The sequence below is a fragment of the Stenotrophomonas rhizophila genome (genome assembly GCF_020857975.1).
Taxonomy (GTDB): Bacteria; Pseudomonadota; Gammaproteobacteria; order Xanthomonadales; family Xanthomonadaceae; genus Stenotrophomonas; species Stenotrophomonas rhizophila_C.
The window spans coordinates 1-24,222 of record NZ_JACWUO010000005.1; the positions used below are offsets into that span (position 1 = coordinate 1).

Below are 24,222 nucleotides of genomic sequence, written 5' to 3' on the forward strand. Positions count from 1 at the left end.
GTTCCTCCATCGAAGCGGCGGTTTCTTCCAGGTTGGCGGCCTGCTGTTCGGTACGCCGCGACAGGTCGCTGTTGCCGGTGGCGATCTCGCTGGCGGCCGAACTGATGGCCTGGCTGGAGTGCTTGATCCGGGTGACGATGCCGCTGAGCTGTTCGGCGGTGGCGTTGGCGTCGTCGCGCATGCTGGCGAACACGCCCTGGAAATCGCCGTGCATGCGCACGCTCAGGTCGCCCTGCGAGAGCGCGGTGAGCAGGCCGGAGATCTGTTCGATGCTGGCTGCGTTGGCGTCGAGCAGGCCATTGATCTGCTGGGCCAGCTGCAGGAAGAAGCCGTCCTTGCCTTCGGCACTGATGCGGCCGGACAGGTCGCCGGCGGCGGCCTGGGCGATCACGCGCGCTACTTCGGCTTCGACCAGCGCTTCGGGGGTGCGGTCGCGCCATTCCACCACGTGGCCCACGGTCTGGCCGTCTTCGTTGCGGATGCTGGAAATGACCTGGGCGAACTGGGCCTGGCCGAACTGCATCGGGCGGCGGGCCACGCCGTGCTGCTTGAGGCTGGACAGCACGTTGGGGTCCATCTCGCCGCGGTGTTCCAGGCTGCTGACCGGGCGGCCGATCAGCGAGGCGCCGGCATCGAAGTCCGGCAGTGCCTGGCGGATGTCGTCCTGGTACTGGCTCAGGGTCTGCTGCAGGGCCCGGTTGCTGTAGACGATGTTGAGGCTGTCGTCGGTGAGGTAGACGCCGGTGGAACTGTAGTCCAGCGCAGTGCGGATGCGCAGGTTCTCGCGGGCGATGGCCTGGTCGGTCTCGGTGCGCTCGCGCAGGTCGCGCTGCATGCGCTGCATGGCCTGCAGCAGGTCGCCCACTTCGTCCTTGCGGGTGATGTCGATATGGCCGTCGAGCTTGCCGCCGGCGACATCGTTGGCCACCGATACCGCACCGCGGACGCTGCCAACCAGCGAGCGGGCGAACAGCCACACCAGCACCAGGCCGGCAGCGGCGCCGCCGAGCAGGGCGATGATCGTCAACGTGGCGGAGGTGGCATAGGTGGACTCGGCTTCCTCGCGCGAGGCGCGGGCCAGCCGGTTGTCTTCGGCGATCAGGGCCTCCAGGGCCGCCGACGCCTTGAAATGCTTGGCACGGGTCTCACCGACGAAGGTGTCGATGGCATCGTCGGGCAGGTCCAGTTCCAGCATTTCGGTGACCGCGTCGTAGGACGCCAGGGTGTCCTTCCAATCCTTGGCGAAGGTGTCGAACAGTTTCTTCTGCTGGGGATTGTCGATCAGTTCGGGGTATTTCTTGACGGCCAGGTCGATCTTGCCGCGCAGCTCGACGGCGCGGGTCTTGGCCTGGGCCTTGACCTCGTCGCTGGCGCGGATCAGGCCCTGGTAGGCCGAATTGCGGTACTCGCCGACCATGCCACGGATTTCGCCCGCGGTGCGGATGCTTTCCATCCGGTGCCCGGCCAACTCGGTGGTGACGTTGTTGAGCGAGTGCAGGCCCTGGTAGGCCACGATGCCCTGCAGCAGCATCACCAGCAGGAGGACGCCGAAGGTCAGCATCAGCTTGGGCATCAGTTTGAGGTTGTTGATCCACGGCATGGTCGGTGCGGTCTCCAGTGGCAAACGCGTCCGGGCTTGGCACCCGGTTGCAGCGACCACGCCGGCCAGGGCCGGCGTGGCAGGGCGTGGGGCGGATTACTTGATGTTGGCCAGCTTCAGGCCGGCCGGCGAGCTGACTTCGATTTCAGCGCGCGAGGCATCGCGGGCGATCTTGCCGATCACGCAGACGGTCTTGCCTTCCAGCGATTCCAGCGGGAAGCTGAACTTGCCGCGGTTGGCGCCGGCGATGCGCGCCGAGAAGGTGTGGCGCGGGAAGGCGCCGCCCATGTACAGGAAGGTCGGCTGGCCTTCGGAGCCTTCGGCGTAGCGGGCCTTTTCGACCTTGCCGCAGACCATGCCGTCCTTGCCGACCGAGCGCGGTGCCAGTTCCGGCGGGATCATGTCGGCCGACTGGGCGAAGGCGGACGAGGCGGTGGTGGCGAGCACAGCGACCGAGAACAGCGCAAACAGGGACTTCATCGGGAGTTTCTCCGGGGGATATGGACAAGTTGGCCCGGCCTGGGCAGCCCTGGACGGCCGGGTCCTGAACCAGCTATCGGCCGTCCTGGACGGAACTTAAGATTTTTTTCACGATGCTGTGCAATTCAGCGGCCGGGCGGGAAAAATCAGGCGGCGGCGTCTTCGACGACCTGGGCTTGGCCCATGTCGGCGCTGTCGAGCAGGGTTTCGATGTCCAGCAGGATGAGCATGCGGTCGTCCTGGGTGCCGATGCCGGAGATGAAGCGGGTATCGACGGCGGCGCCGAACTCGGGGGTGGGGCGGATCTGTTCGGCGCTGAGCGGGATGACGTCGGAGACGCTGTCGACGACGATGCCGACAACGCGGTCCTCGACGTTGAGCACGATCATCACGGTGAAGGCGTCGTAGGTGGCGTTTTCCAGGCGCAGCTTCAGGCGCAGGTCGATGACCGGGACGATGGTGCCGCGCAGGTTGATCACGCCCTTGATGTAATCGGGCGCGTCGGGCACGCGGGTAACCGAGTCGTAGCCGCGGATTTCCTGCACCTTGAGGATGTCCACGCCGTAGTGCTCGGCGCCGAGGGTGAAGCTGAGGTACTCGCCACCGCTGCTGGCGGCGTTGGGATTGTGGTCGTTCATCGAGGGATCCTGGGTCGGGCGTGGCGGTCAAGAAAACCGGGCGTCACGCTGGATATCGGCCTGGATGGGGGCGACTTTAGGATTGTGGGGATTGGGCTTGGAGCTGAAAGCTGAAAGCTGAAAGCGAAGGCGGTGTGCTGGTGCCGGGGAGGGCCAGGCGTGGGTGGGTTGGCGGGACACGCCGCAAGTACGTCCATGTAGGCTTGGCGAAAACATCCATGTTTTCGACAGTCCCGCCAACCCACCCACGCCTGGCCTTTGACGGTTGGCTGGTGCTCATGGGAAAAGCGGACATGCCGCTCTGCGGCTGGATGCGGGGGGTCTTTGCCGAGCATGGCTCGGCACTACCTGCGCTGTGGATGAGCCGCCGGTTGGTGGGGGAGGGTAGTGCCGAGCCATGCTCGGCACCTCCCACCACCATCCGGCTGCTGCTCTCAATTCGGCGCCGGCCAAGCGTCGGAGGGCGGTACGGGTGGGTTGGCGGGACCGTTGGGCGCCATGGATGGCGCTCACGAGCCTCCAGGGATGGATTCACGGCGTGTCCCGCCAACCCACCCGTACCGACCCGCCCACAGCATCCCCAACCGCCGCTTTAACCCGGAAACACAACAAAGCAGCAGCCCTCAACTTTCCCCATTCTTGCGCGCGCTACGTTGCCGGTCGATGCGGAAGATGTAGCGCTGGATCGCGCTGTCGGCGCCACGGGGAAGGTTGTCGAAGCGCAGGCCCACGCGCTTCATTTCCGCCCCGTTGGACAGCTTCTGCGCGCGCATGTTGCAGGCTACCAGCGACAGCGTGATCGGGGTGCTGTCGGGCAGGTCCAGGCGGCAGCCGTCGTAGCGTTTCTGCAGGCCAAATACGTTGCAGTCGGTGGCCACCGTTACTGCCAGGCCGCCGCCGCTGATATCGACTACCCGCAGCGACAAGGGCTCGCCGCGGTCGTCGTTGGCGGGCAGGGTGAGCTGGGGTGAATCGGTGATCGGGGTTTCCAGGCGGTACAGCTCGCGCCGTTGCAGGTGCACCAGCTCGCTGGGGAAGGCGGTGCGGAAGCCGATGTGGCCGTCGTTGTGGACGCGCTGCAGGCCGTCCAGGCGGAAGCGCACCATCACCCGCTCGAGCTGGCCGAAGCAGAGCAGGTGGTCGGCCTGTTCGGCGGCGCGGTTGGACGACTCCGACGGACTGCCGTCCAGCAGCAGTTCGTCCTCGTCTTCGTCCAGCTCCAGGATCGCGGTGGGGAAGGAGTGGTCGCGGCCGTCGATGTGCGCGTTGATCAGCGAACGCTGGTCGATCAGCGCCTGCAGCAGCTGCCGGATCTGCCGGGGATTGCGGACCAGGAAGCGGTCATCCGTACCGGCGTCGGGCCCGGCATGGGATGGGTCGTGTGCGGGAAGGCTGCCTTCGGACATGGAATCTGCTGGGTTGGGCGGGTGCCGGTGTCGCAGGACAGGGCGGCTCTTTCCGTTTATCGGCAGTACGTCACAATTATGTAGGGGCAATCCCGGGCGCAGTCGCTGTGCGCCGCAACAAAAACACCCCGCCGAAGCGGGGTGTCCAGGGTCGGGCGCGGGGCGGGCTCAGAATTCCTGCCAGTCGCCCTCGTTGGCCAGTACCGGCTCGCGGGCCGGCAGGCGGCGCACCGGGGCAGCGGCTGCCGTGCGTGCACGCGGCGCCATTGCCGCGTGGTTTGCGCGCGGGGCAACGGCGGCCTGTACCGGGGCGGCCTGGCCGTCCAGCTTGAACAGCGCGACCGCATCGGTCAGGTGGCCGGCCTGCTCTTCCATCGAGCGTGCCGCAGCGGTGGCTTCTTCGACCAGGGCGGCGTTCTGCTGGGTGGTTTCGTCCATCTGAACCACGGTCTGGTTGACCTGTTCGATGCCGGCCGACTGTTCCTGCGAGGCCGCCGAGATTTCGGCCATGATGTCGGTGACGCGCTGCACCGAGGCGACGATCTCGCCCATGGTGGCGCCGGCCTGGTTGACCAGGGTCGAACCTTCGGCGACCTTGCCGACCGACTCATCGATCAGGCCCTTGATCTCCTTGGCCGCCGCCGCCGAGCGTTGGGCCAGGGTGCGTACTTCGGAGGCGACCACGGCAAAACCGCGGCCCTGTTCGCCGGCACGCGCCGCTTCGACCGCAGCGTTCAGCGCCAGGATATTGGTCTGGAAGGCGATGCCGTCGATCACGGTGATGATGTCGGCGATGCGGCGCGAGGACGCGTCGATCTCATGCATGGTGCTGACCACGCGGCCGACCACCTCGCCGCCCTGGGTGGCCACGCTGTGCGCGCCGATGGCCAGCTGGTTGGCCTGGCGGGCGTGTTCGGCGTTCTGGCGCACGGTGGAGGTCAGTTCCTCCATCGAAGCGGCGGTTTCTTCCAGGTTGGCGGCCTGCTGCTCGGTACGCTGGGACAGGTCGTTGTTGCCCGAGGCGATTTCACCGGCGGCGGTGCTGATGCTGGAGGTTGCCTGCTGGATGCGGCCGACGATCTGGGTCAGCTGGGCCACGGTGGTGTTGGCATCGTCGCGCATGCTGGCGAACACGCCATGGAACTGGCCGTGCATGCGAGCGGTGAGGTCGCCACCGGCGATGGCCTGCAGCAGCTGCGAGAGCTGGGTGAGGTTGCCGTCGGCCACTTCCATCATGGTGTTCAGGTGCTGGATCATCACCCGGAAATCGTGGTCGAAGCGCATCGCATCGCCGCGCTGGCTGAAATCGCCGGCCGCCGCTGCCTGGGCCAGCGACTGGATCTGGGTGTTGATCGCCAGCAGGCTGGCCTTGGCCGCATCCATCGATTCATGCAGGATCGCGCGGCTGCCGGGCAGGCGGCGCGCGTCCTGCGACAGGTCGCCGGAGGCGTACTGGTTGAGTACGTTGATGGCGTCCTTGATCGCATCGAGGTGGTCGAACACCACCGTGTTGGTGCCTACCGCCAGCTCGCCGTAGACGCCCGGGAAGTCCACCGGCATGCGGTGGGAGATGTCCGGGCCTGCATGCATGGCCGCCATCTGCCGGGTTTCATCGGAGTAGCGGCGCAGCATGCTGGTCATCTCGCCGGTGGCGGCCAGCATCTGTCCGGCCTCGTCGGCGCTGGTGCTGCGGATGGTGACGCTGAGGTCGCCGCGGGCCACCGATTTGATCGCATGCACGGCCTGCGACAGCGGGCGGGTGATCACCCGCGAGATGGTCCAGGCCAGCGCGGCGGCGACCAGCGACAGCAGCACCATGCAGATGATGATGGCGATCACGCTGGTGCGGTGGGTGGCGTTGGCGTCGTCGATGCGGCTGGCCATCAGGCCGTTGCTGTAGGTGCCCAGCTCCTTGAGGTCGTCAAACAGCTGGCGGCGCGCCGGGCGCGACTTGTTGTCCGACACATCCCGTGCCAGCACGCCGTCGCCGGCGGCCACGGCGGCGCGCATCTCGGTGTTGGCGGCGAAGTAGGCGGTGGTATCGGCGGCCACCTTGGCATACAGCGCGCGCTCGCGGTCATCGGCCGGCAGCGCCGCATAGGCGGCCAGCTCGTCGCGGACCAGCTTGGCCGAGGCGTCCATGCGCTTGTTGTAGTCGGCCACCTTGTCGGGCTGGTCGAGCATGCTCAGCTGGGCCAGCTCATAGGTGCGGAACTCGCCCAGCACCGAGCGCGCTTCGCCCAGGTGCCGCAGGCTGGGAATGTTGTTGCCGGCCATCGACGCCAGTTCGGCATTGGCGCCGTTGAGGCGGACCAGGGCGAACACGCCCAGGACGACGGTCATCAGCGTGGTGAGGGTGAACCCTACCGCCAGCTTGCGGGCGATGGGCAGATCGTGGAACCACTTCATGGTGTGAACTCCGGACAGGGCGGTGGCGCACAGCCGTGGGGTGCTGGGCGAAAGGTGGTTGCGAGTGCGGTTGGGGCGCGGGCCGCGTGACGATGGCGTCATCGCTCTCCCGGGATAACGGCGCTGTAGTGCCGCAACTTGAGTGTTGGATGTCACATTTTTTTTGTAAGGGCCGCAGGCCGGTCGCATCGGAAGTGGTTGCAGGAGCAAGCATTGGCAAGGGATTGGCCAGGCAGGCCGCGCAGGCGCCTCAATACCCCAACGTATCGCCACCGCGCGACATCACAGTTTCTGCGGACGCGGCCGGCCGGAAATCCCAGGAACGGCACACCCGTAGTGCCGGCCGCTGGCCGGCAACCATGCACCACCAGACAAACCGAAGAGCCGGCCAGCGGCCGGCAATGCGATGCGCCATCAGACAACCCGAAGAGCCGGACAGCGGCCGGCAGTGCGATGCGCCATCAGACAACCCGAAGAGCCGGCCAGCGGCCGGCAATGCGATGCATCATCAGGCAACCCGCGGAGCCGGCCAGCGGCCGGCAGTGCGATGCGTCATCAGACAACCCGAGGAGCCGGCCAGCGGCCGGCACTACCGTGCGCGCAACCCGCAGACCAGGAGCCCCCGCTAGTAGCGGGGGCGCGCCGACAGGCGGGGGGTGTTGGGTGGTGGTAAGCCGGGGCCCAGGGTTTGCGAAGCAAACCCTGGGGAAATCTTCGCGAATGCGCAGATTTAAGCCGCTTGTGGCACCCGCAGCGAGCGCACCAGCCCGCCGATGTCCACGATCAGCGAGACCCGGCCATCGCCTAGGATGGTGGCCCCGGACACGCCGCTGATGCGGCGGTAGTTGTTCTCGATGTTCTTGACTACCACCTGCTGCTGGCCGACCAGTTCGTCCACTTCCAGCGCGATCTTCTGGCCATCGCCTTCGACCACCACCACCAGCGAATCATCGCGGGTGCGCCCGCCGAAGCCGTAGTACTCGCTCAGCGACAGGATCGGCAGGTATTCGCCGCGCACGCGCAGTACGCGGCCTTCGCCGGCCATGGTGCGCACGTCGTCGGGTTGCGGCTGCAGAGCTTCGAGCACGTAGGCCAGCGGCAGGATCACCGTTTCACCGGCCACCGACACGGTCATGCCGTCCAGGATGGCCAGGGTCAGCGGCAGCCGGATCAGCACGCGGGTGCCGTTGCCGGCGCGGCTTTCCAGTTGCACTTCGCCACCCAGCGCCTGGATGTTGCGCCGGACCACGTCCATGCCCACGCCGCGCCCGGACAGGTCGGTGACCGCATCGGCGGTGGAGAAGCCGGGCTGGAAGATCAGGTCCCAGACCTGTGCGTCGGTGGGGTTGTCGGGCACGCTCAGGCCGCGTTCCAGTGCCTTGGACAGGATCTTGTCGCGGTTCAGGCCGTAGCCGTCGTCGCTGACTTCGATCACGATATGCCCGCCCTGGTGCGAAGCGGCCAGGGTGATCGTGCCGGTCTCGTCCTTGCCGGCATCGCGGCGGACGTCGGGCATTTCCAGGCCGTGGTCGATCGAGTTGCGTACCAGGTGGACCAGCGGGTCGGCGATCTTTTCGATCAGGCCCTTGTCCAGTTCGGTGCCTTCGCCCAGCGTGCGCAGGCGCACCTGCTTGCCCAGCCGCGAGGACAGGTCGCGGACCAGGCGCGGGAAGCGCCGGAATACCGCGTCCACCGGCAGCATGCGCACGCCGATCACCGCTTCCTGCAGGTCGCGGGTATTGCGTTCGAGCAGGTCCAGGCCGGTCAGCAGCTGCTCGGCGTGGACCGGGTCCAGCGCATGGGAGACCTGCTTGAGCATGGCCTGGGTGATCACCAGTTCGCCGACCAGGTTGATCAGGGCATCCACCTTTTCCACGGCGACGCGGATCGAGGTTTCCGCTTCATGCGCGGCGACGGCAGCGGGCGCTGCGGCAGGTGCGGCGCTGGCCGCTGCTGCCGGGGCGGCCACGGCGGCGGCCGGGGCGCTGGTGGCCAGGCTCGGCGGTGCGGCCGGGCGGATGTCCAGTTCGCAGTCGTCCACTACCCAGGCGAAGGTGTCTTCAATCTTGCTGCGCGGCACCTTGCCGACCAGGCCAAGGTCCCAGGCCAGGTGCGCTTCGAGCGGGTCGAGTTGGTCGAAGCCGGGCAGGCGGTCCATGCGCGCGGCCACCTGCAGCGCGCCGAGGTGTTCCAGTTCGCGGATGATGCGCAGGGGGTCGTTGCCGCTCATGAACAGCGACGGCGCCGGCGCGAAGCCGATCTGCCAGGCTTCGGGGGTGTCATCGGCCTTGGCGGCGGCCGGTGCGGCGCTGGCCGCCACGGCCTGGCCGGACAGCACCGCTTCCAGGCGCGCCTTGATCGCGGCCACCGCCTGCGGGTCGGCCGGCTGGCCGTGCTCGGCTTCGCGCAGCAGGGCGCGCAGCACGTCCACCGACGACAGCATGGCATCGACCGCGGTGGCTTCCAGCGCACGCTTGCCGGCGCGCAGTTCGTCCAGCAGGGTTTCCAGTACGTGGGTCAACGCGGCGATCGCGTCGAAGCCGAAGGTGCCGGCGCCGCCCTTGATCGAATGCGCGGCGCGGAACACCGAGTTGATGATCTCCGGGTCCTGCTGGCCCGATTCGAGCGCCAGCAGGCCAGCCTCCATCGCATCCAGCCCCTCGCGGCTTTCTTCAAAGAACGTGGCGTGGAAACGTTGCAGATCCATGCTCATGGGGCGTGGGGTCCGGTTGCGGGAAAGGGAAGGGTGGAGCGGTGAACGGTGCGGGGATCAGCCCAGCACTTTCTGCACGGTGGCGACCAGCTGTTCGGGGTTGAACGGCTTGACCAGCCAGCCGGTGGCACCGGCGGCCTTGCCTTCGGATTTCTTGTCGGCGGCCGATTCGGTGGTCAGCATCAGCATCGGGACGAACTTGTAGTCCGGCAGCTGGCGCAGTTCGCGGATCAGCGAGATGCCGTCCATGTTGGGCATGTTGACGTCGGTGACCACCGCGTTGAAGCGCTGGCCCTTGGCCCGGCCCAGGGCGACGGCACCGTCTTCGGCTTCTTCGACGGAAAAGCCGGCCGAGGTGAGGGCGAAAGAGACCATCTGGCGCATCGACGCCGAGTCGTCCACCACCAGGATACGTGCGCTCATGCCGGGTTCTCCACAGATTTCAGGTTGTCATGGGGTGCATCCAGGCCCAGGGCCTGGGTGACGCCGAGCAGGCGCGCGGCGTCACGGAAGGTGGCAGTGCAGGCGTCGAATGCGGTCCGGTGGCCTGCCTGGTGGCGGGCGTGGACGAAGGCGCACAGGACCTGCATTGCCGCGGTATGGATACGACTGACTTCGCTGGCATCCAGCGTCAGTTGCCCGGGCTGGTCCACCAAGGGGGCCAGTCGGGTTTTGAGCTCGGTGCTGGTCTCGATGCCGAGATCACCACCCAGGGCCACAGTGCTCATTGTTGCTCCGGACAAACGGTTCCGAGGTTTATAACGGCCCATTTCGCCAAACCTTTAGGGGGCCTTTGCTGGTAGCGCCGGGTTCTGCCTGGCTACCGCCGCTTTGGTAGTGCCGGCCGCTGGCCGGATCCTCATGAAGCCAGGGCAGGTCATGAAGCCAGGGCAGGATCAAATGCGTTTCGTGCCCCTCCGGGGCGCGAGTCACTTTCTGATGGCGCACATCCCTGTGCGCCACCCTACGGGCCAGCTACGCTGTTCCGCGCCGCTCCTGCGGCGCTGGTGCTCGTGCAAGAAAGTAACCAAAGAACACGCCCCCGTCCGCTCGCCGTCGGGCTGCGCCCGCCGGTGCCCTGTGCTTCTCGCGTCATCGGGGACGGCGCGGAACTCGCTGCGCTCGCGCCACCAGACCAGCGGGCGCCGGAGGTTCCAACGCGTTGCCACGCGCCCATGTGTTGCCGCGCAGCCCTCAGCACGCTTCATGCTTGGCCCGCGCCTCACAGCAACAGCAACAGCAACAGCCGCCGGGCCGGGATTCACCGATCAATGCCGCATGCCGGTGTCAATTCAACAGCTGCGTGGCATCGAGCAGGATCATCGGCTGGGCGGTGACGCGCGCGACGCCGCGGAACAGGTCGTTGGAGATCTGGCAGATGCGGGCGGTGTCGGGCGGTTCGATCTGGGATTCGGTGAGGTTGGCTACGTCCTCCACCGCCGACACGCGCAGGCCCATGGTCTCGCCATCTTCTTCCAGCACTACGATGCGGGTGTTGGCATCGTCCTGGGCCGGGCCGGCGCCGAGGTGGATGCCCAGGTCCATCACCGGCACCACCTGGCCGCGCAGGTTCATGATGCCCAGCATCGCCGCCGCGGTGCCGCGTAGCGGCAGCAGCGGCACCGGCAGCACCACTTCCTGCACCTTCAGCAGTTCCAGCGCATAGGCCTGGGCGCCGCAACGCAGGCGCAGCCAGCGCGTGGTGCGCTCGCTGGCGCGGCGGTTCTCGCGCGGGCTGGAGGCCGGATTGTGCGCCTGCGCCTGCAATTCCTGCCAGCTGCCCGGGCGGGTGTGCGCCGGCGCGGCGGTGCGGGCGCTGGGCGCGCTCATCGGCAGCGCCGCCGGCAAGGCGCGCGCCATGGGCGCCGGCGCCGGGCGCACGGCAGGAGCCGGTGCGGCTGCGGCGATGACCGGGGCGGGGGTGTCGTGGATGACCTCGTCGGGCAGGTCGTCCCAGCCGGGGCGTGCATCGCTGGTGGCGTCGGCGGCCATGACCGGGCCGAGCGCGGGGTCGTTCATCAATTCGTCGAGCAGGGCCAGGTTGGCCGGGGAGCCGGGCGCGGTCGGACTGTCGTGCGCGATGACCACGGCCTCGACCGGTGGGCCGAGCGCGGGGTCGTTCATCAGTTCGTCGAGCAGGGCCAGGTTGGCTGGCGTTCCGGGCGCGGTCGGGCTGTCGTGCGCGATGGCAACGGTCTCGACCGGTGGGTCGAGCGCCGAATCGTTCATTCGTTCTTTGAGCACGGCCGCGTCAGCCGAGCATGGCGCGGCGTCACCTTCCGGCGACGGCGCGAATTCGGCGCTGATCGCCAGGGCGACGCCTTCGGCTTCGGCCTCATCCTGCGCGACCACGGCCGCGGCCGGGGCGGCGGATATCTCCAGCGGCGCGGCGACATCCGGCACGGCATCGCCCAGCAGCTGTTCCAGATAGTCGTCCAGTACGCCGACGGTGCTCATGCCGCGCGCCCCATCTGCAGCGCGTCGTCGGCCAGGATCCATTCCAGCGCGCGGCGGTAGGCGGCCAGGCCGCGGCCGGGGTAGTCCTCCGACTGCGGCGGCACGGTCAGGCTGGCCGCGTTGCAGATGCGGGTGTCCACCGGGATCGCGTCTTCCCAGACCCGGTGGCCGTGCTTGTCCTGCATCAGCTTGACCGTTTCGTTGCCGGCGCGGGTGCGGCGGTCGAACAGGGTCGGCAGGATCGACATCGGCAGCGGGCGGCGGCGCGAGCGTTCGACCATTTCGCCGGTGCGGACCATGCCATCCAGCCCGTGCAGGGCCAGCGGTTCGGCCTGGGTGGGAATGACCAGGCGGTCGGCGGCGGCCAGCGCGTTGATCATCAGCAGGCCCAGGGTGGGCGCGCAGTCCAGCAGGATGTAGTCGTGCTGCCCTTGGTGGCGGGCCAGCGCGTGCTGCAGCGCCAGGCCGAGGCCGGGCTGGTTGGCGCTGCGCCGTTCCAGGGTGGCAAGCGCCGCCTGCGCGCAGACGTAGTCCAGCCCGGGGATATCGCTGCGGTGGGCCAGCGTGGACAGCTCGGCCGGCGGGGTGGCGAACAGTTCCAGCACGCCCGACGGCGGCGGATCCAGCGGCACGCCGAAGGCGCGGGTCAGCGAGGAATGCGGATCGAGGTCGATCAACAACACGCGGTGGCCCAGCGTGGCCAGGCCACGGCCGAGGGCCAGGCTGGTGGTGGTCTTGCCCACGCCGCCTTTCTGATTGGCGATTGCCCAGATGCGCATCGGTTCAGTCCTTCATTGCAGGGGGAGCGGCGGCGCCAACGTGGCTGCCGGCCGGGGTGAGACGTTCGGACCGTGGGTCGGAACCAATGGGGGCGACGGGGGCGTCGGCGGTGAGCTGCGGGCCGATCGGGTCCACGCCCTGGGCGGTATCGGCCAGGATGATCACCATCACCCGCCGGTTGCGGTTGCGGCCTTCGGCGCTGGCATTGTCTTCGCGCGGGCGGAACTGGCCGTAGCCGACCATCGCCAGCCGCGACGGCTGCAGGCCCTGGTCGGCGAACAGGTGCACCACGCTGGCCGCGCGCCCGGCCGAGAGTTCCCAGTTGGACGGGAACAGCGCGGTGGCGATCGGGATGTTGTCGGTATGGCCTTCCACGCGCACCCCGTTGGGCGCATCGCGCAGGACCTGGGCCAGCTTGGAGAGCGTGTCGCGCGCATGCACGTCCAGCGTGGCCGAGCCGGTCGGGAACAGGATGTCGCTGTTGATCTCCACCTCGATCCACAGTTCGGTGCGGCGCACGGTGATCATGCCGCGCTCGATCAGCGGGGCCAGGGTGGCGGTGAGCTTGTCGGCGATGGTGTTGAGCTGGCGCTCGGCGCGCTGCAGCTGTTCCTGGTTGCGCACCGAGACCGGCATGCGCATCTGCGCGGCCATCGCCGGCAGCAGGGTAGGGTCGTTGGACGGCGCCGGCGCGGCCGGGCCGACCCGGTTGCCGGCCTTGATCACAGAAGGGCTGTCCCAGCCGCCGCCCTGTACCTGCTGGTTGCCGACCTGGACCGGGTTGATGGTGCGCGGCGCGCCGCCGAAGGCGGTGGTCAGCGCATCGGCCATGACCCGGTACTTGCCCTCGTTGAGCGAGGAAATGGCATACATCACCACGAAAAACGCGAGCAGCAACGTCATCAGGTCGGCGTACGGAATCGCCCAGGCCTCATGGTTGGCATGCTCTTCGTGGTGCTTGCGACGGGCCATGTCAGTGCAGGAATCCGGACAGGTTGGTTTCGATGTTGCGCGGGTTTTCGCCCTGGGCGATGGAGATCAGCCCTTCGATGATCATTTCGCGGTCGCGGCTGTTGTGCTGGATCACGCTCTTGAGCTTGGCCGACACCGGCAGGAACAGCAGGTTGGCCGAGGCGATGCCGTAGATGGTGGCGGTGAACGCCGCGGCGATGCCGTGGCCGAGCTTGCTCGGGTCGGCCAGGTTCTTCATCACTGCGATCAGGCCCAGTACCGCGCCGATGATGCCCAGCGTCGGCGCATAGATGCCCATGCCCTCGAACACCTTGGAGGCGGCCAGGTCCTGGTGTTCCTGGCTGCTCAGTTCGATTTCCATCATGTGCCGGATGGTTTCCGGCTCGACGCCGTCGACCAGCAGCTGCAGTCCCTTGCGCAGGAACGGATCGTCCTGCGCCTCGACCTGGCCCTCCAGGCCCAGCAGGCCCTGGCGGCGGGCGATGTTGCTCCACTCCACGATCTGGCGGATCAGCGCGTGGCGGTCGCTGCTGGGCGGCAGGATCACCCAGCGCACGATCCGGAAGGCGTGCTTGAACACGGCCGGGGAGGTGTGCAGCAGGATCGAGGCGATGGTGCCGACGATGACGATCACGAAGGCGGCCGGCGACCACAGCGACGCCAGACCGGCTCCCTTGAGGATGCTGCCGCCGACCAGCGAAGCCAGGGCGAGGAAAAGTCCAATGAGGCTGAGTCTGTCCATGGGTCCGTTATCGGCTTGCGTGAAGGGGACTTGAGACGCCGACCGGGAGAGGCGTTGCGGCGGTCACACGTTTGGGGCGATTCGAGGCCGCCGGGAACACCCGGCCCGCCTCAGCGAAGGCCATCCACATCCAGGATCAGCGACATCCGGCCGTCGCCGATCAGGGTGGCCCCGGCGTAGCCGCGCAGCCCACGCAGAGCCTTGGGCAGCGGCTTGATCACCACTTCCTCGCGGCCGCGCACCTGGTCCACCACCAGCCCGAAGCGGGCTTCGCCGGCCTGCAGCACCACGATGGTCAGCAGCGGGGAGGCGGCCGGTTCCACTGCCAGCCAGTGGCGCAGGTCCACCAGCGGCAGGGTGTGCGATTTGCGGTCGAGCACGGCGCGGCCGTCGAACCAGCCCAGCGAGGTGTTGGGCGCGTGCAGCACTTCCATCACCCGGGCCAGCGGCAGCGCGTAGACGTCCTCGCCGGCCTGCACCAGCAGGGTGGGCAGGATCGCCAGGGTCAGCGGCACGCGGATCAGGAAACGGCTGCCGCGGCCCAGTTCGGACTGGATCTGGATCTGGCCGCTGAGTTCGCGGATGCGCGACTGCACCACGTCCATGCCCACGCCGCGGCCGGAGATGTCGGTGACTTCCTGCTTGGTGGAAAAACCGGGCAGGAACACCAGGTGCAGGCATTCCTCGCTGCTCAGGCGGGCGGCCGCCTCGGGGTCGATCAAGCCCTTTTCGCGGGCCTTCTGCCGCAGCCGCTCGGGGTCGATGCCGGCGCCGTCGTCCTGCACTTCGATGCTGACGTAGTCGCCTTCCTGTTGCGCCGACAGGCGCACGTGGCCGCTGCGCGGCTTGCCCTGGGCCTCGCGCAGGTCCGGGGTTTCCACGCCGTGGTCGATCGCGTTGCGCACCAGGTGCACCAGCGGATCGGCCAGGGCCTCGACCAGGTTGCGGTCCAGTTCGGTTTCCGCGCCGACCAGCTCCAGTTCCACTTCCTTCTTCAGATTGCGGGCCACATCGCGGGCGACCTTGGGGAAGCGCGAGAACACCTTGCCGACCGGCTGCATGCGGGTACGCATCACCGCCGACTGCAGGCGCGCGGTGGCGATGTCCAGGGTGGACACGGCGCGGTCGAGTTCCTCATCGTGCAGGCGCGCGCGCAGGGTCTTGAGCCGGTTGCGCGACAGCACCAGCTCGCCGATCAGGTTGACGATCGCGTCCAGCCGCTTGGTGTCCACGCGCACGGTGTGTTCGGCTTCGGCCACCGGTTTGTTGGCGGCCGGCTTGGGGGCCGCGGCCGGCGCCGGCGCGCGCGGCGCGGCCGGCATGGCCGCCGGCGCCGCCTTGGCGCCGGGCACGGCGCCGCCATGCAGCTGGTCGAGCAGGGCTTCGAATTCGTCTTCGCCGATCAGGCCGTCATCGGCCCTTTTCTTCGGCGCCACCGCGCTGGGTGCCGCGCCGCCGTGCAACTGGTCGAGCAGGTTCTCGAACTCGTCATCGGTGATCAGCTCACCGCCGGCCGCAGCGGCCACCGGCGCCGGCGTGGCCGGGCCGTTGACGTCGAACTGGGCGATCAGCTCCGGCGGGGCAAACCCCGGTTCGGTGCCGGCCGAGACCGCATCGAGCATGGACTGCAGGTAGTCCAGCGACTGCTGGGCGGCATCGAAGTGATGCGCCTGCAACGTGGCCTTGCCCGAACGGGCCATGCCCAGGGTTTCCTCGGCGGCATGGCACAGCTCGACCATGGCCTGGATGCCGAGGAAGCCGGCGCCGCCCTTGAGCGTGTGGAAGCCGCGGAACACCGCATTGAGCTGGTCGCTGTCCTGGGGCGACTGCTCCAGCGACACCAGCTGTTCGCCGAGCCGGTCCAGGATTTCCTGGGCCTCGAGGATGAAGTCGGCGGCAATATCGTCTGGAACAGCGCTCATAGGAGGGCTCCATGAGCATTGAAATGAGGTGCGCCGGGCGCCTGTGGCGGTGTGGCAAGGTGCGTGGCGCCGGCTTGGGTGGGCCCCAAGCCAAGCCGCGCGCCGTAGTCCACAGCGCCACAGGCACCCGGCCCTTCGGGAAGGCCCCTGACGCGGGCCGATACTGTGTTGAACGCCTTGCCCAGGCGGCCTGCCTGCGCTGCGGCGTCCGCCTTGTCTCGACCCGCGTCAGGGGCCTTCGCACTCATTTCAATGTTCATGGATCCCTCCTTAGAGTCCCAAATCGGAGAGCAGGTCGTCGGCGTCGACCTGTGACACCTGGTGGCGGTCCAGGCCGGACACGGCCGGGCCGGCCAGGCCGTTGTCACGCTTGCCGGCGGCGTCGTCCTGCGGCGGCAGGCCGAGCGCGCTGAAACCTTCATGCACGCGGCGCACGATTCCGACCACGCGGCGGATGATCTGCCCGGTCAGGTCCTGGTAGCTCTGGGTGAGCGCGATTTCGGTGAGGTTGTGGCGGATCTGGTCCAGTTGCTGGCCCTGGTCGGCGGTCAGGCCGTTGGCACGCAGCTGTTCGGTCAGCGCCCGGCATTCCTCGGCCAGGTCCAGGGTGCGGTGGGTGGCCTGTTCGGTCATCGCCACCACGTGGTCCAGGCGCGCGCAGGCATCGTCCAGTTCGCCGGCTTCGCTGGGCAGGCTGGGCAGCTCGCCCAGCGCCTGGCCCAGCTCGCGTGCGAGCCGGTTCAACCCGGCCATCATCGGCTGGGTGCGCAGGGCGGCCAGTGCGTCGATTTCCCGGCGCCAGCCGGCTTCGTCGCCACTTTCCAGCGCGGCCAGGGCATCCTGCAGGCGCTGCACCAGCGCCGATTTTTCGCTGAGGGTTTCCATCAGGCGCTCGCTGCCAGGCGTTCGAAGATCTTGCCGAGCTTCTCTTCCAGGGTCTGGGCGGTGAACGGCTTGATGATGTAGCCGTTGACCCCGCACTGAGCCGCTTCGATGATCTGCTCGCGCTTGGCTTCGGCGGTGACCATCAGTACCGGCAGGGTCTTGAGCTTGGCATCGGCGCGGATCGCCTTGAGCAGGTCGATGCCGGTCATCACCGGCATGTTCCAGTCGGTGACCACGAAATCGAACGACTGGCTCTGCAACAGAGACAGCGCGGCATGCCCGTCCTCGGCTTCGGCCGTATTGGTGAAGCCCAGATCGCCCAGCAGGTTCTTGACGATACGACGCATGGTCGAGAAATCGTCGACGATCAGGATACGCATGTTCTTGTTCAAAGCACTTTCCTCGGTATCAGTGGTTCTCGAGGCCGGCGTCGGCCGCCTCGAAGATCTTCAATCGGCCGCGCAGGCGCAGCACGGCCTGGCCATGGATCTGGCACACGCGCGATTCGCTGACGCCCAGCACGGCGCCGATCTCTTTCAGGTTCAGTTCCTGCTCGTAGTACAGCGACAGCACCAGCTGTTCGCGTTCGGGCAGCAGGCCGATCGCATTGCCCAGTTCGCGGCCGAACTCGCCGCGCTCCAGTACCTGCTGCGGGGTCGGCCCGCCCTGGGCGACGGTGTCCAGCTCGCCCTGGTCCTCGATGCGCGATTCCAGGCTCAGCACCTGGCCGCGCGCGGCGTCTTCCATCAGGCGCAGGTAGTCGGGCAGCGGCATCTCCATCGCGGCGGCCACTTCGGTGGCGCTGGCGGCGCGGCCGGTGGTCTGTTCCAGGCGGCGGATGGTGGAGGCCGCATCGCGGGCGCGGCGGTGCACCGAGCGCGGTACCCAGTCGCCACGGCGGATCTCGTCGATCATCGAGCCGCGGATGCGGATCGAGGCGTAGGTCTCGAACGAGGCGCCCTGGTCGGCATCGTAGCTGCGCGAGGCCTCGATCAGGCCCATCATGCCGGCCTGGATCAGGTCATCGACCTCCACGCTGGCCGGCAGGCGCGCGGCCAGGTGATGGGCGATGCGCCGGACCAGGTCCGAGTGCTGGGCAATGCACTCGTTGGCAGCGGTGCGCTGGACTTCTTTGTATTGTGCGGCGCCTTTCATGCGGCCACCCCGCGTTGCTTGAGAATGCGTTCCAGGAAGAATTCGACCCCGCCACGCGGTTCGGTGGGGGCCTGCCAGCGCGCGGTGCGGCGGGCGATCTCGGTGATCGCCAGCGCGGCCGGGCTGGACGGGTAGGCCTTGACCACCGGCTGCTGGCGCTGCACCGACAGGCGCAGCCAGTCGTCCTGCGGTACGCAGCCCAGGTAGTTCAGCGAGACATCGGCCAGGAACTTGTCGCAGACCCGGGTCAGTTTTTCGTACAGCACCCGGCCCTCGTTGGGGTCGCGCACCATGTTGGCCACCACCTGGATGCGGTCCACGCCACGTTCGCGCGAGAGCACCTTGATCAGCGCGTAGGCGTCGGTGATCGAGGCCGGCTCGTCGCAGACCACCACCACGGTGTCCTGCGCGGCCTGGCAGAAGGTCAGCACGCCGTCGGTGATGCCCGCGGCGGTGTCCACCACCATGAAGTCCAGCTCGCGCTCCAGTTCGGAAAACACGTTGACCAGGCCGACATGTTCGGCCGGCTGCAGTTCGGCCATGTGGCGGCGGCCGGACGCGGCCGGTACCACCAGCACGCCGCCGGGGCCTTCCAGGATCACCTCGTCCAGCGTGCAGCGCCCGGCGACCAGGTCGGCCAGGGTCAGCTTGGGCTGCAGGCCCAGGATCACATCGATGTTGGCCAGGCCCAGGTCGGCGTCCAGCAACAGCGTGCGCTTGCCCATGTCGGCCAGGGCCACGGCCAGGTTGGCCGACACGTTGGTCTTGCCCACGCCGCCCTTGCCGCCGGTGACGGCGATGGTGCGCACAGGGCCCAGCGGCTGGGCGCGGGTGGCCGACAGCGGGAAGGTCTTGGTCAGCTTGGCATACTCACGCGACGGCATGGTTGAACTCCGGGTTGCAGGGCATATCGGCCGCGCGGCGCAAATCTTCAAGGCGAAGGACCAGATTGGCCGCACTGGCCCGGTGCAGGTCTTCGGGAACGTCCTGGCCATCGGTGACCCAGGTGATCGGCAGGCGGTGGTCCACGGCCACCGACAGGGCGCTGCCGAAGCGGCCGGTTTCATCCAGCTTGCTCAGCACCACGCCCTGCGGGTTGGCCGCGCTGAAGCGGCGCACCACCTCGTCCATGTCGCCGAAACTGGTGTTGGCCGGCAGCACCAGCAGGGTGCGGATCTGTTCGGCCGCGCGCAGCCACTGCAGCTGGGCGGCCAGGGCGCGGTCGCGCGGGCCCAGCCCGGCGGTGTCGATCAGCACCAGTTTGTAGTCGCGCAGGCGCTCCAGCAGCTGGTTCAGGTCGCTGCCGCTGCTGGCCTCGTGCACGGCGATGCCGAGCTGGCGGCCGAAGCCGTACAACTGCTCGCGGGCGCCGATGCGGCCGGTGTCGGTGGTGACCAGAGCCACGTCGCGGGCGGCGTGCTTCTCGGCGAAGCGCGAGGCCAGCTTGGCAATCGTGGTGGTCTTGCCGGCGCCGGTGGGGCCGACCAGGGCGATCACGCCGCCGGCCTCGAGCGGATCGACCGGGGCGATCGGCAGCTTCTTGGACAGCAGCCCCAGCATCAGCCCGCGGGCGCGGTGGGCTTCGGTGTCCAGCGGGATCTGCATGGCCACATCGCGGCTGATGCCGGCATCGAAGCCGTATTCGTCCATCAGGTCCAGCGCCTGCGCGCGCACCGGGCTGCCGCGCAGGCGCTCGTCGGTGAAGCGGTGCATTTCGCGTTCGATGACCTGGCGCATGCCGGCCACTTCATGGCGCAGCTGGCGCAGTTCCTCGTCATCGCGCGGCACCATCACCAGCTCCGGCGCCGGTGCCGGCTGGGTGCTGGCGGGGTCGACCACGATGACCGCTGCGGCGGCCGGCTCGGCCAGCGCGGCCGGTTCGGCGGGCAGCGCCTGCGCCTGGGCCGGGGCCGCCACGGCGGTGATGGTCACCGGCAGCGGCGGCATCGCCACGCTGGCCGCCACCGGGGCGTACGGCAGGTCGTCGGCAAGCTCGTCCAGCGGCGGGTCGATGATGAAGCGGGCGCGGTTGAGCGGGGCGGCCGGGGCGGTGGCCGCGGCTGCGGCCGGCTCGAGCGGGGAGGTGGCGAAGATCCGCTCCGGCAGCGCCACCGCGTTGGCAGCGGTGTCCAGGCCGGCGCGGGCCAGGGTGGCGGCAAAACCGCTGCTGCCCGGCGGCGGCACGATTTCGTTGGCGCTGTCCAGGGTGCGCCCGGTGGCGCCGACCGCGGCACGGGCCAGTGCGGCTACTGCCGAGGTGGTGGCCGCCACCGGTTCGGGCGCGGCGAGCGGTTTGCGCCGGGTCACCGCGGCGATCACCGCGTCGGCGGCATTGCGCGGGCGCGGCGCGGGAGCCGGGGCCACGTCCTTGCGCGCCGCTTCCAGGGCGCGCTGCACGGCACCTTCGTCGTAGTTGGCCGCCGCCACGATTTCGACGCCTTCCTCGATCCGGCGATTGGACAGGATCACCGCATCAGGTCCGTGTTCCTTGCGCACCAGGTTCATGGCCGAGCGCATATCGGGGGCGACGAAGCGTTTGATTTTCATGCTGTGGTACCGGGACTGGGGCGGCGGGGTGGGCGAAGGGAAGCTCTGGTTGTCGGTGGTCTGCACGGTCCGGGTTTCCCTTTATTTCCTGCTGCGGTGGTATCGAATGAGGTGTCTGTTTTCTGGCGCGTTGCCGTCGGAGTTCCGGCTCAACTGATCGTGCCGACCAGCTTCAACCGTTTGTCCTCGGGTACCTCGCTGTAGGCCAGCACCGACAGCGAGGGGACGCTGTGGCGCACCAGCCGTGCCAGCGCGGCACGTACCGGGCCGGGTACCAGCACGACCGCCGGCTCGTTCTTCGCTTCCTGCTTGCCGACGCATTCGGCCAGGCTTTGATGCAGTCGCTCGGCGAGTCCGGGTTCCAGCGCGGCGCCGTTGCCCTGCGTGGACTCCTGCAAGACGCGTTCCAGTTGCGGGTTGAGGGTGAACACCGGCAGCTCGGCCGACATGCCGGCGATCTCCTGCACGATGAAACGGCCCAGCGCATTGCGCACCGCGGCGGTCAGCACGGCCGGGTCCTGGCTGGCCGGGCCGTTCTCCACCAGCGATTCGACGATCTTGCGCAGCTGGCGGACCGGGATGCGTTCGATCAGCAGGTTCTGCAGCACCCGCACCACCACCGACAGCGGCAGGGTCTTGGGGGTGAGGTCCTCGACCAGCTTGGGCGCGCTCTTGGCCAGGTTGGCCAGCAGCTGCTGCACTTCTTCATGGCCGAGCAGCTCGGGGGCGTGTTCGCGGATCAGGTGCGACAGGTGGGTGGCCACCACGGTGGCCGGGTCGACCACGGTGTAGCCCATCGATTCGGCATGGGCGCGCTGGTGCGGCTGGATCCAGGTGGCATCCAGGCCGAAGGCGGGGTCCTTGCCGGCGATGCCTTCCAGCGCACCCAGCGCACTGCCCGGGTCCAGCGCCAGTTCGCGGTCGGGATGGATTTCGGCGGTGGCTACCGGCACGCCATGGATCAGCAGGCGATAGGCGGTGGCCGGCAGTTCCAGGTTGTCGCGGATGTGGACCGAGGGAATCAGGAAGCCGATGTCCTGGGTGAGCTTGCGCCGCACGCCCTTGATGCGCGCCATCAATTCGCCGCCCTGGTTCTTGTCCACCAGCGGAATCAGCCGGTAGCCCACTTCCAGGCCCAGCGGGTCGACCGGGCGCAGTTCGTCCCAGGTCAGCTCGGCGCTGGGCGGCGGGGTGGCGCCGGGCAGGCCGAGCGTCTCGCCGCGGCCGGCGGCCGGGGCGTCGCCGTTGCCGGCCGCGGCCAGGCTCTTCTTCCAGGCCTTCCAGGCCACGAAGCCGAGGATCGCCGCCAGCGTCAAGAAGGCGACGTTGGGCATGCCCGGCACCAGCCCGACCAGGCCCATGATCGCCGCGGCGATGGTCAGCGCGCGGTACTGGCCGAATACCTGGCCCATCATGGCCTGGCCCATGTCCTGCGAGCGCGAGGCGCGGGTGACCAGCATGGCCACCGCCGAGGACACCAGCAGCGCCGGCAGCTGCGCTACCAGGCCGTCGCCGATGGACAGCAGCGTATAGGTGGCCGCCGCATCGCCGAACGGCATGCCGTGCTGGAGCACGCCCACGGCCAGCCCGCCGAGCAGGTTGATGAACAGGATCAGGATGCCGGCGATCGCATCGCCGCGGATGAACTTGCTGGCACCGTCCATCGCACCGTAGAAGTCGGCTTCCTCGCGCACTTCCTCGCGCCGCGCCTTGGCTTCCTCGCGCGTCAGCAAACCGGCGTTGAGGTCGGCATCGATGGCCATCTGCTTGCCGGGCATGGCATCGAGGATGAAGCGGGCGGTCACTTCGGAGACCCGGCCGGCGCCCTTGGTGATCACCACGAAGTTGATGATGGTCAGGATCGCGAAGACCACGATGCCGACCGCGTAGTTGCCGCCGATCACGAACTCGCCGAACGCGGCGATCACCTTGCCGGCCGCTTCGTGGCCGTTCTGGCCGTTGAGCAGGATCACCCGGGTGGAAGCCACGTTCAGGGCCAGCCGCAGCATGGTGGTGATCAGCAGCACGATCGGGAAGATGGTGAAATCCAGCGGGCGCTTCACATACACCACCGCCAGCAGCACCATCAGCGAGATGGCGATGTTGAAGGTGAACAGCGCATCGAGCACGGGGGCGGCCAGCGGCACCACCACCATGGCCAGCAGCGCCAGCACGATCAGCGGGGCGCCCAGCCCGTGCCGGATCATGTCCAGGACCTTGCGGATGTTCATGCCGGCAGCTGCCGATTGGGCGCTCATGGGCGTGCTCCGTTGGCAAATTCATCCACATCGATGCTGGGCGCCGCCGGCATCGGGCCGCCGCGCCAGGTGCGCAGCTGGTAAACGTAGGACAGGACCTGGGCCACGGCCGAATACAGTCTCACGGGAATTTCCTTGCCAAGTTGACCTTCCCGATACAAGGCGCGTGCCAAAGGCGGCGCGGCGACGATGGCGACCTTGTTGCCGTCGGCCACTTCACGGATGCGCAGGGCGGTTTCATCCACGCCCAGGGCCACCACGGTGGGCGCGCCCATCCTGCCGCCCTCGTATTTCAGGGCCACCGCGTAGTGGGTGGGGTTGACCACCACCACGTCGGCGGTCGGCACCGCCTCCATCATCCGGCGGTTGGCCAGCTGCTGCTGCAGCTGCCGGATGCGGCCCTTCACCTCCGGGCTGCCCTCGCTTTCCTTCATCTCCCGGCGCAGCTCTTCGCGGGTCATCTTCAGCTTGCGCATCCAGTTCCAGCGTTGGTAGGGCGCATCGATGGCCGCCAGCAGCAGCATCGCCCCGCCGGTGGCCAGCAGCAGCTTCAGGGTGAAGCCCAGCCCATGCACCATGGCCGTTTCCAGCGGCTGGTTGAGCAGGTCGCGCAGCGGCCGGATCCCGTGCCAGACCACCAGCCCGGCGGCGGTGCCGACAAAGGCGATGCGCAGCAGGGATTTGGTGAATTCGGCGATCGCCTCCGGCCCGTACAGGCGCTTCATCCCGGCCATCGGGCTCATCCGCTTGACGTCGGGCATCATCGATTTGTTCGACCAGCGCAGCCCGCCCATCAGCACCGGCGACAGGAAGCTGGCCAACAGGCAGATCAGCACCAGCGGCCACATCGCCCACAGCAGCTGCAGCAACAGCTGGCCGAAATGCCCGAACAGGGCCTGCGGGTGCAGGCGCAGGCCGGGTTCCGGGCTCAGTGCCAGCTGCATCCAGGCCTTGGCATTGCTGGTGATCGCGCCCGAATAGGCCAGCAGCGCCAATACCCCGGCGCCGAACACCGCCGCGGTGGCCAACTCCCGCGAACGCGGGATGTTGCCCTGCTCGCGGGCGTCGCGCAGGCGTTTTTCGGTGGGTAGTTCGGTCTTTTCGCCGGCTTGTTCGTTCTCGGACATCAGGGGCACGACGCAGGGGGGATTACCCGGGGTCGTGCAAGAACCGTTCCGTGACGGGGGTGGGCTTCGGCAAGGCGCGCCGGCCGGCTTCACATGGCCGCGCGCGACCGGTAGTGCCGGCCGCTGGCCGG

At 68.3% G+C, this 24,222-nt stretch carries 20 protein-coding genes; all 20 read right to left on the minus strand.

Features of this window, described 5'->3' with window-relative positions; genetic code table 11:
- The coding region (locus IC535_RS06315) for a methyl-accepting chemotaxis protein (protein ID WP_228886887.1) at positions 1-1,600 on the minus strand (1,600 nt) is incomplete at its 3' end.
- A 96-nt stretch (positions 1,601-1,696) separates the two neighbouring features.
- Positions 1,697-2,080: a hypothetical protein gene (locus IC535_RS06320; protein WP_228886888.1), complete on the minus strand. Its 384-nt coding sequence runs from the start codon at positions 2,078-2,080 to the stop codon at positions 1,697-1,699.
- Positions 2,081-2,226: 146 nt separating this feature from the next.
- Positions 2,227-2,718: a chemotaxis protein CheW gene (locus IC535_RS06325; RefSeq protein WP_228886889.1), complete on the minus strand. Its 492-nt coding sequence runs from the start codon at positions 2,716-2,718 to the stop codon at positions 2,227-2,229.
- A 623-nt stretch (positions 2,719-3,341) separates the two neighbouring features.
- A complete protein-coding gene (locus IC535_RS06330) occupies positions 3,342-4,124 on the minus strand; it encodes a flagellar brake protein (protein ID WP_228886890.1) in 783 nt (260 codons plus the stop codon).
- Positions 4,125-4,292: 168 nt separating this feature from the next.
- Complete coding sequence (locus IC535_RS06335) at positions 4,293-6,533, minus strand: methyl-accepting chemotaxis protein (RefSeq protein ID WP_228886891.1); 2,241 nt, start codon at positions 6,531-6,533, stop codon at positions 4,293-4,295.
- A gap of 730 nt (positions 6,534-7,263) precedes the next feature.
- Positions 7,264-9,246 (minus strand): chemotaxis protein CheA, encoded by a 1,983-nt coding sequence (locus tag IC535_RS06340; RefSeq protein ID WP_228886892.1) that lies wholly within the window; start codon positions 9,244-9,246, stop codon positions 7,264-7,266.
- A 57-nt stretch (positions 9,247-9,303) separates the two neighbouring features.
- Positions 9,304-9,669: a response regulator gene (locus IC535_RS06345; protein WP_228886893.1), complete on the minus strand. Its 366-nt coding sequence runs from the start codon at positions 9,667-9,669 to the stop codon at positions 9,304-9,306.
- Positions 9,666-9,974 (minus strand): STAS domain-containing protein, encoded by a 309-nt coding sequence (locus IC535_RS06350; protein ID WP_228886894.1) that lies wholly within the window; start codon positions 9,972-9,974, stop codon positions 9,666-9,668. The genes IC535_RS06345 and IC535_RS06350 overlap by 4 nt, the downstream gene beginning before the upstream one ends.
- 559 nt (positions 9,975-10,533) lie before the next feature.
- Entirely contained in the window at positions 10,534-11,703 is a 1,170-nt protein-coding gene (locus tag IC535_RS06355) for a chemotaxis protein CheW (protein WP_228886895.1), read from the minus strand.
- A complete protein-coding gene (locus IC535_RS06360) occupies positions 11,700-12,482 on the minus strand; it encodes a ParA family protein (RefSeq protein WP_228886896.1) in 783 nt (260 codons plus the stop codon). The genes IC535_RS06355 and IC535_RS06360 overlap by 4 nt, the downstream gene beginning before the upstream one ends.
- A gap of 4 nt (positions 12,483-12,486) precedes the next feature.
- Entirely contained in the window at positions 12,487-13,455 is a 969-nt protein-coding gene (gene motD / locus IC535_RS06365) for a flagellar motor protein MotD (RefSeq protein WP_228886897.1), read from the minus strand.
- Between the two features lies 1 nt (position 13,456).
- Positions 13,457-14,197 (minus strand): flagellar motor protein, encoded by a 741-nt coding sequence (locus IC535_RS06370; RefSeq protein WP_228886898.1) that lies wholly within the window; start codon positions 14,195-14,197, stop codon positions 13,457-13,459.
- Positions 14,198-14,307: 110 nt separating this feature from the next.
- Complete coding sequence (locus IC535_RS06375) at positions 14,308-16,119, minus strand: chemotaxis protein CheA (RefSeq protein ID WP_228886899.1); 1,812 nt, start codon at positions 16,117-16,119, stop codon at positions 14,308-14,310.
- A gap of 270 nt (positions 16,120-16,389) precedes the next feature.
- Entirely contained in the window at positions 16,390-17,004 is a 615-nt protein-coding gene (locus IC535_RS06380) for a protein phosphatase CheZ (protein WP_228886900.1), read from the minus strand.
- A complete protein-coding gene (gene cheY / locus IC535_RS06385; RefSeq protein WP_228886901.1) occupies positions 17,004-17,396 on the minus strand; it encodes a chemotaxis response regulator CheY in 393 nt (130 codons plus the stop codon). Before cheY ends, IC535_RS06380 begins: the two co-directional genes overlap by 1 nt.
- 16 nt (positions 17,397-17,412) lie before the next feature.
- Complete coding sequence (locus tag IC535_RS06390; RefSeq protein WP_228886902.1) at positions 17,413-18,159, minus strand: RNA polymerase sigma factor FliA; 747 nt, start codon at positions 18,157-18,159, stop codon at positions 17,413-17,415.
- Positions 18,156-19,043, minus strand: a complete 888-nt coding sequence (locus IC535_RS06395) for a MinD/ParA family ATP-binding protein (protein ID WP_228886903.1) — start codon at positions 19,041-19,043, stop codon at positions 18,156-18,158. Before IC535_RS06395 ends, IC535_RS06390 begins: the two co-directional genes overlap by 4 nt.
- On the minus strand, positions 19,030-20,706 hold the full coding sequence (gene flhF / locus IC535_RS06400; RefSeq protein ID WP_228886904.1) for a flagellar biosynthesis protein FlhF: 1,677 nt from the start codon (positions 20,704-20,706) through the stop codon (positions 19,030-19,032). The genes IC535_RS06395 and flhF overlap by 14 nt, the downstream gene beginning before the upstream one ends.
- 149 nt (positions 20,707-20,855) lie before the next feature.
- Positions 20,856-22,964, minus strand: coding sequence for a flagellar biosynthesis protein FlhA (gene flhA, locus IC535_RS06405; RefSeq protein ID WP_429000397.1), 2,109 nt, complete (start codon positions 22,962-22,964; stop codon positions 20,856-20,858).
- Positions 22,961-24,091, minus strand: coding sequence for a flagellar biosynthesis protein FlhB (gene flhB, locus IC535_RS06410; RefSeq protein ID WP_228886905.1), 1,131 nt, complete (start codon positions 24,089-24,091; stop codon positions 22,961-22,963). Before flhB ends, flhA begins: the two co-directional genes overlap by 4 nt.
- Between the last annotated feature and the right edge of the window lie 131 nt (positions 24,092-24,222).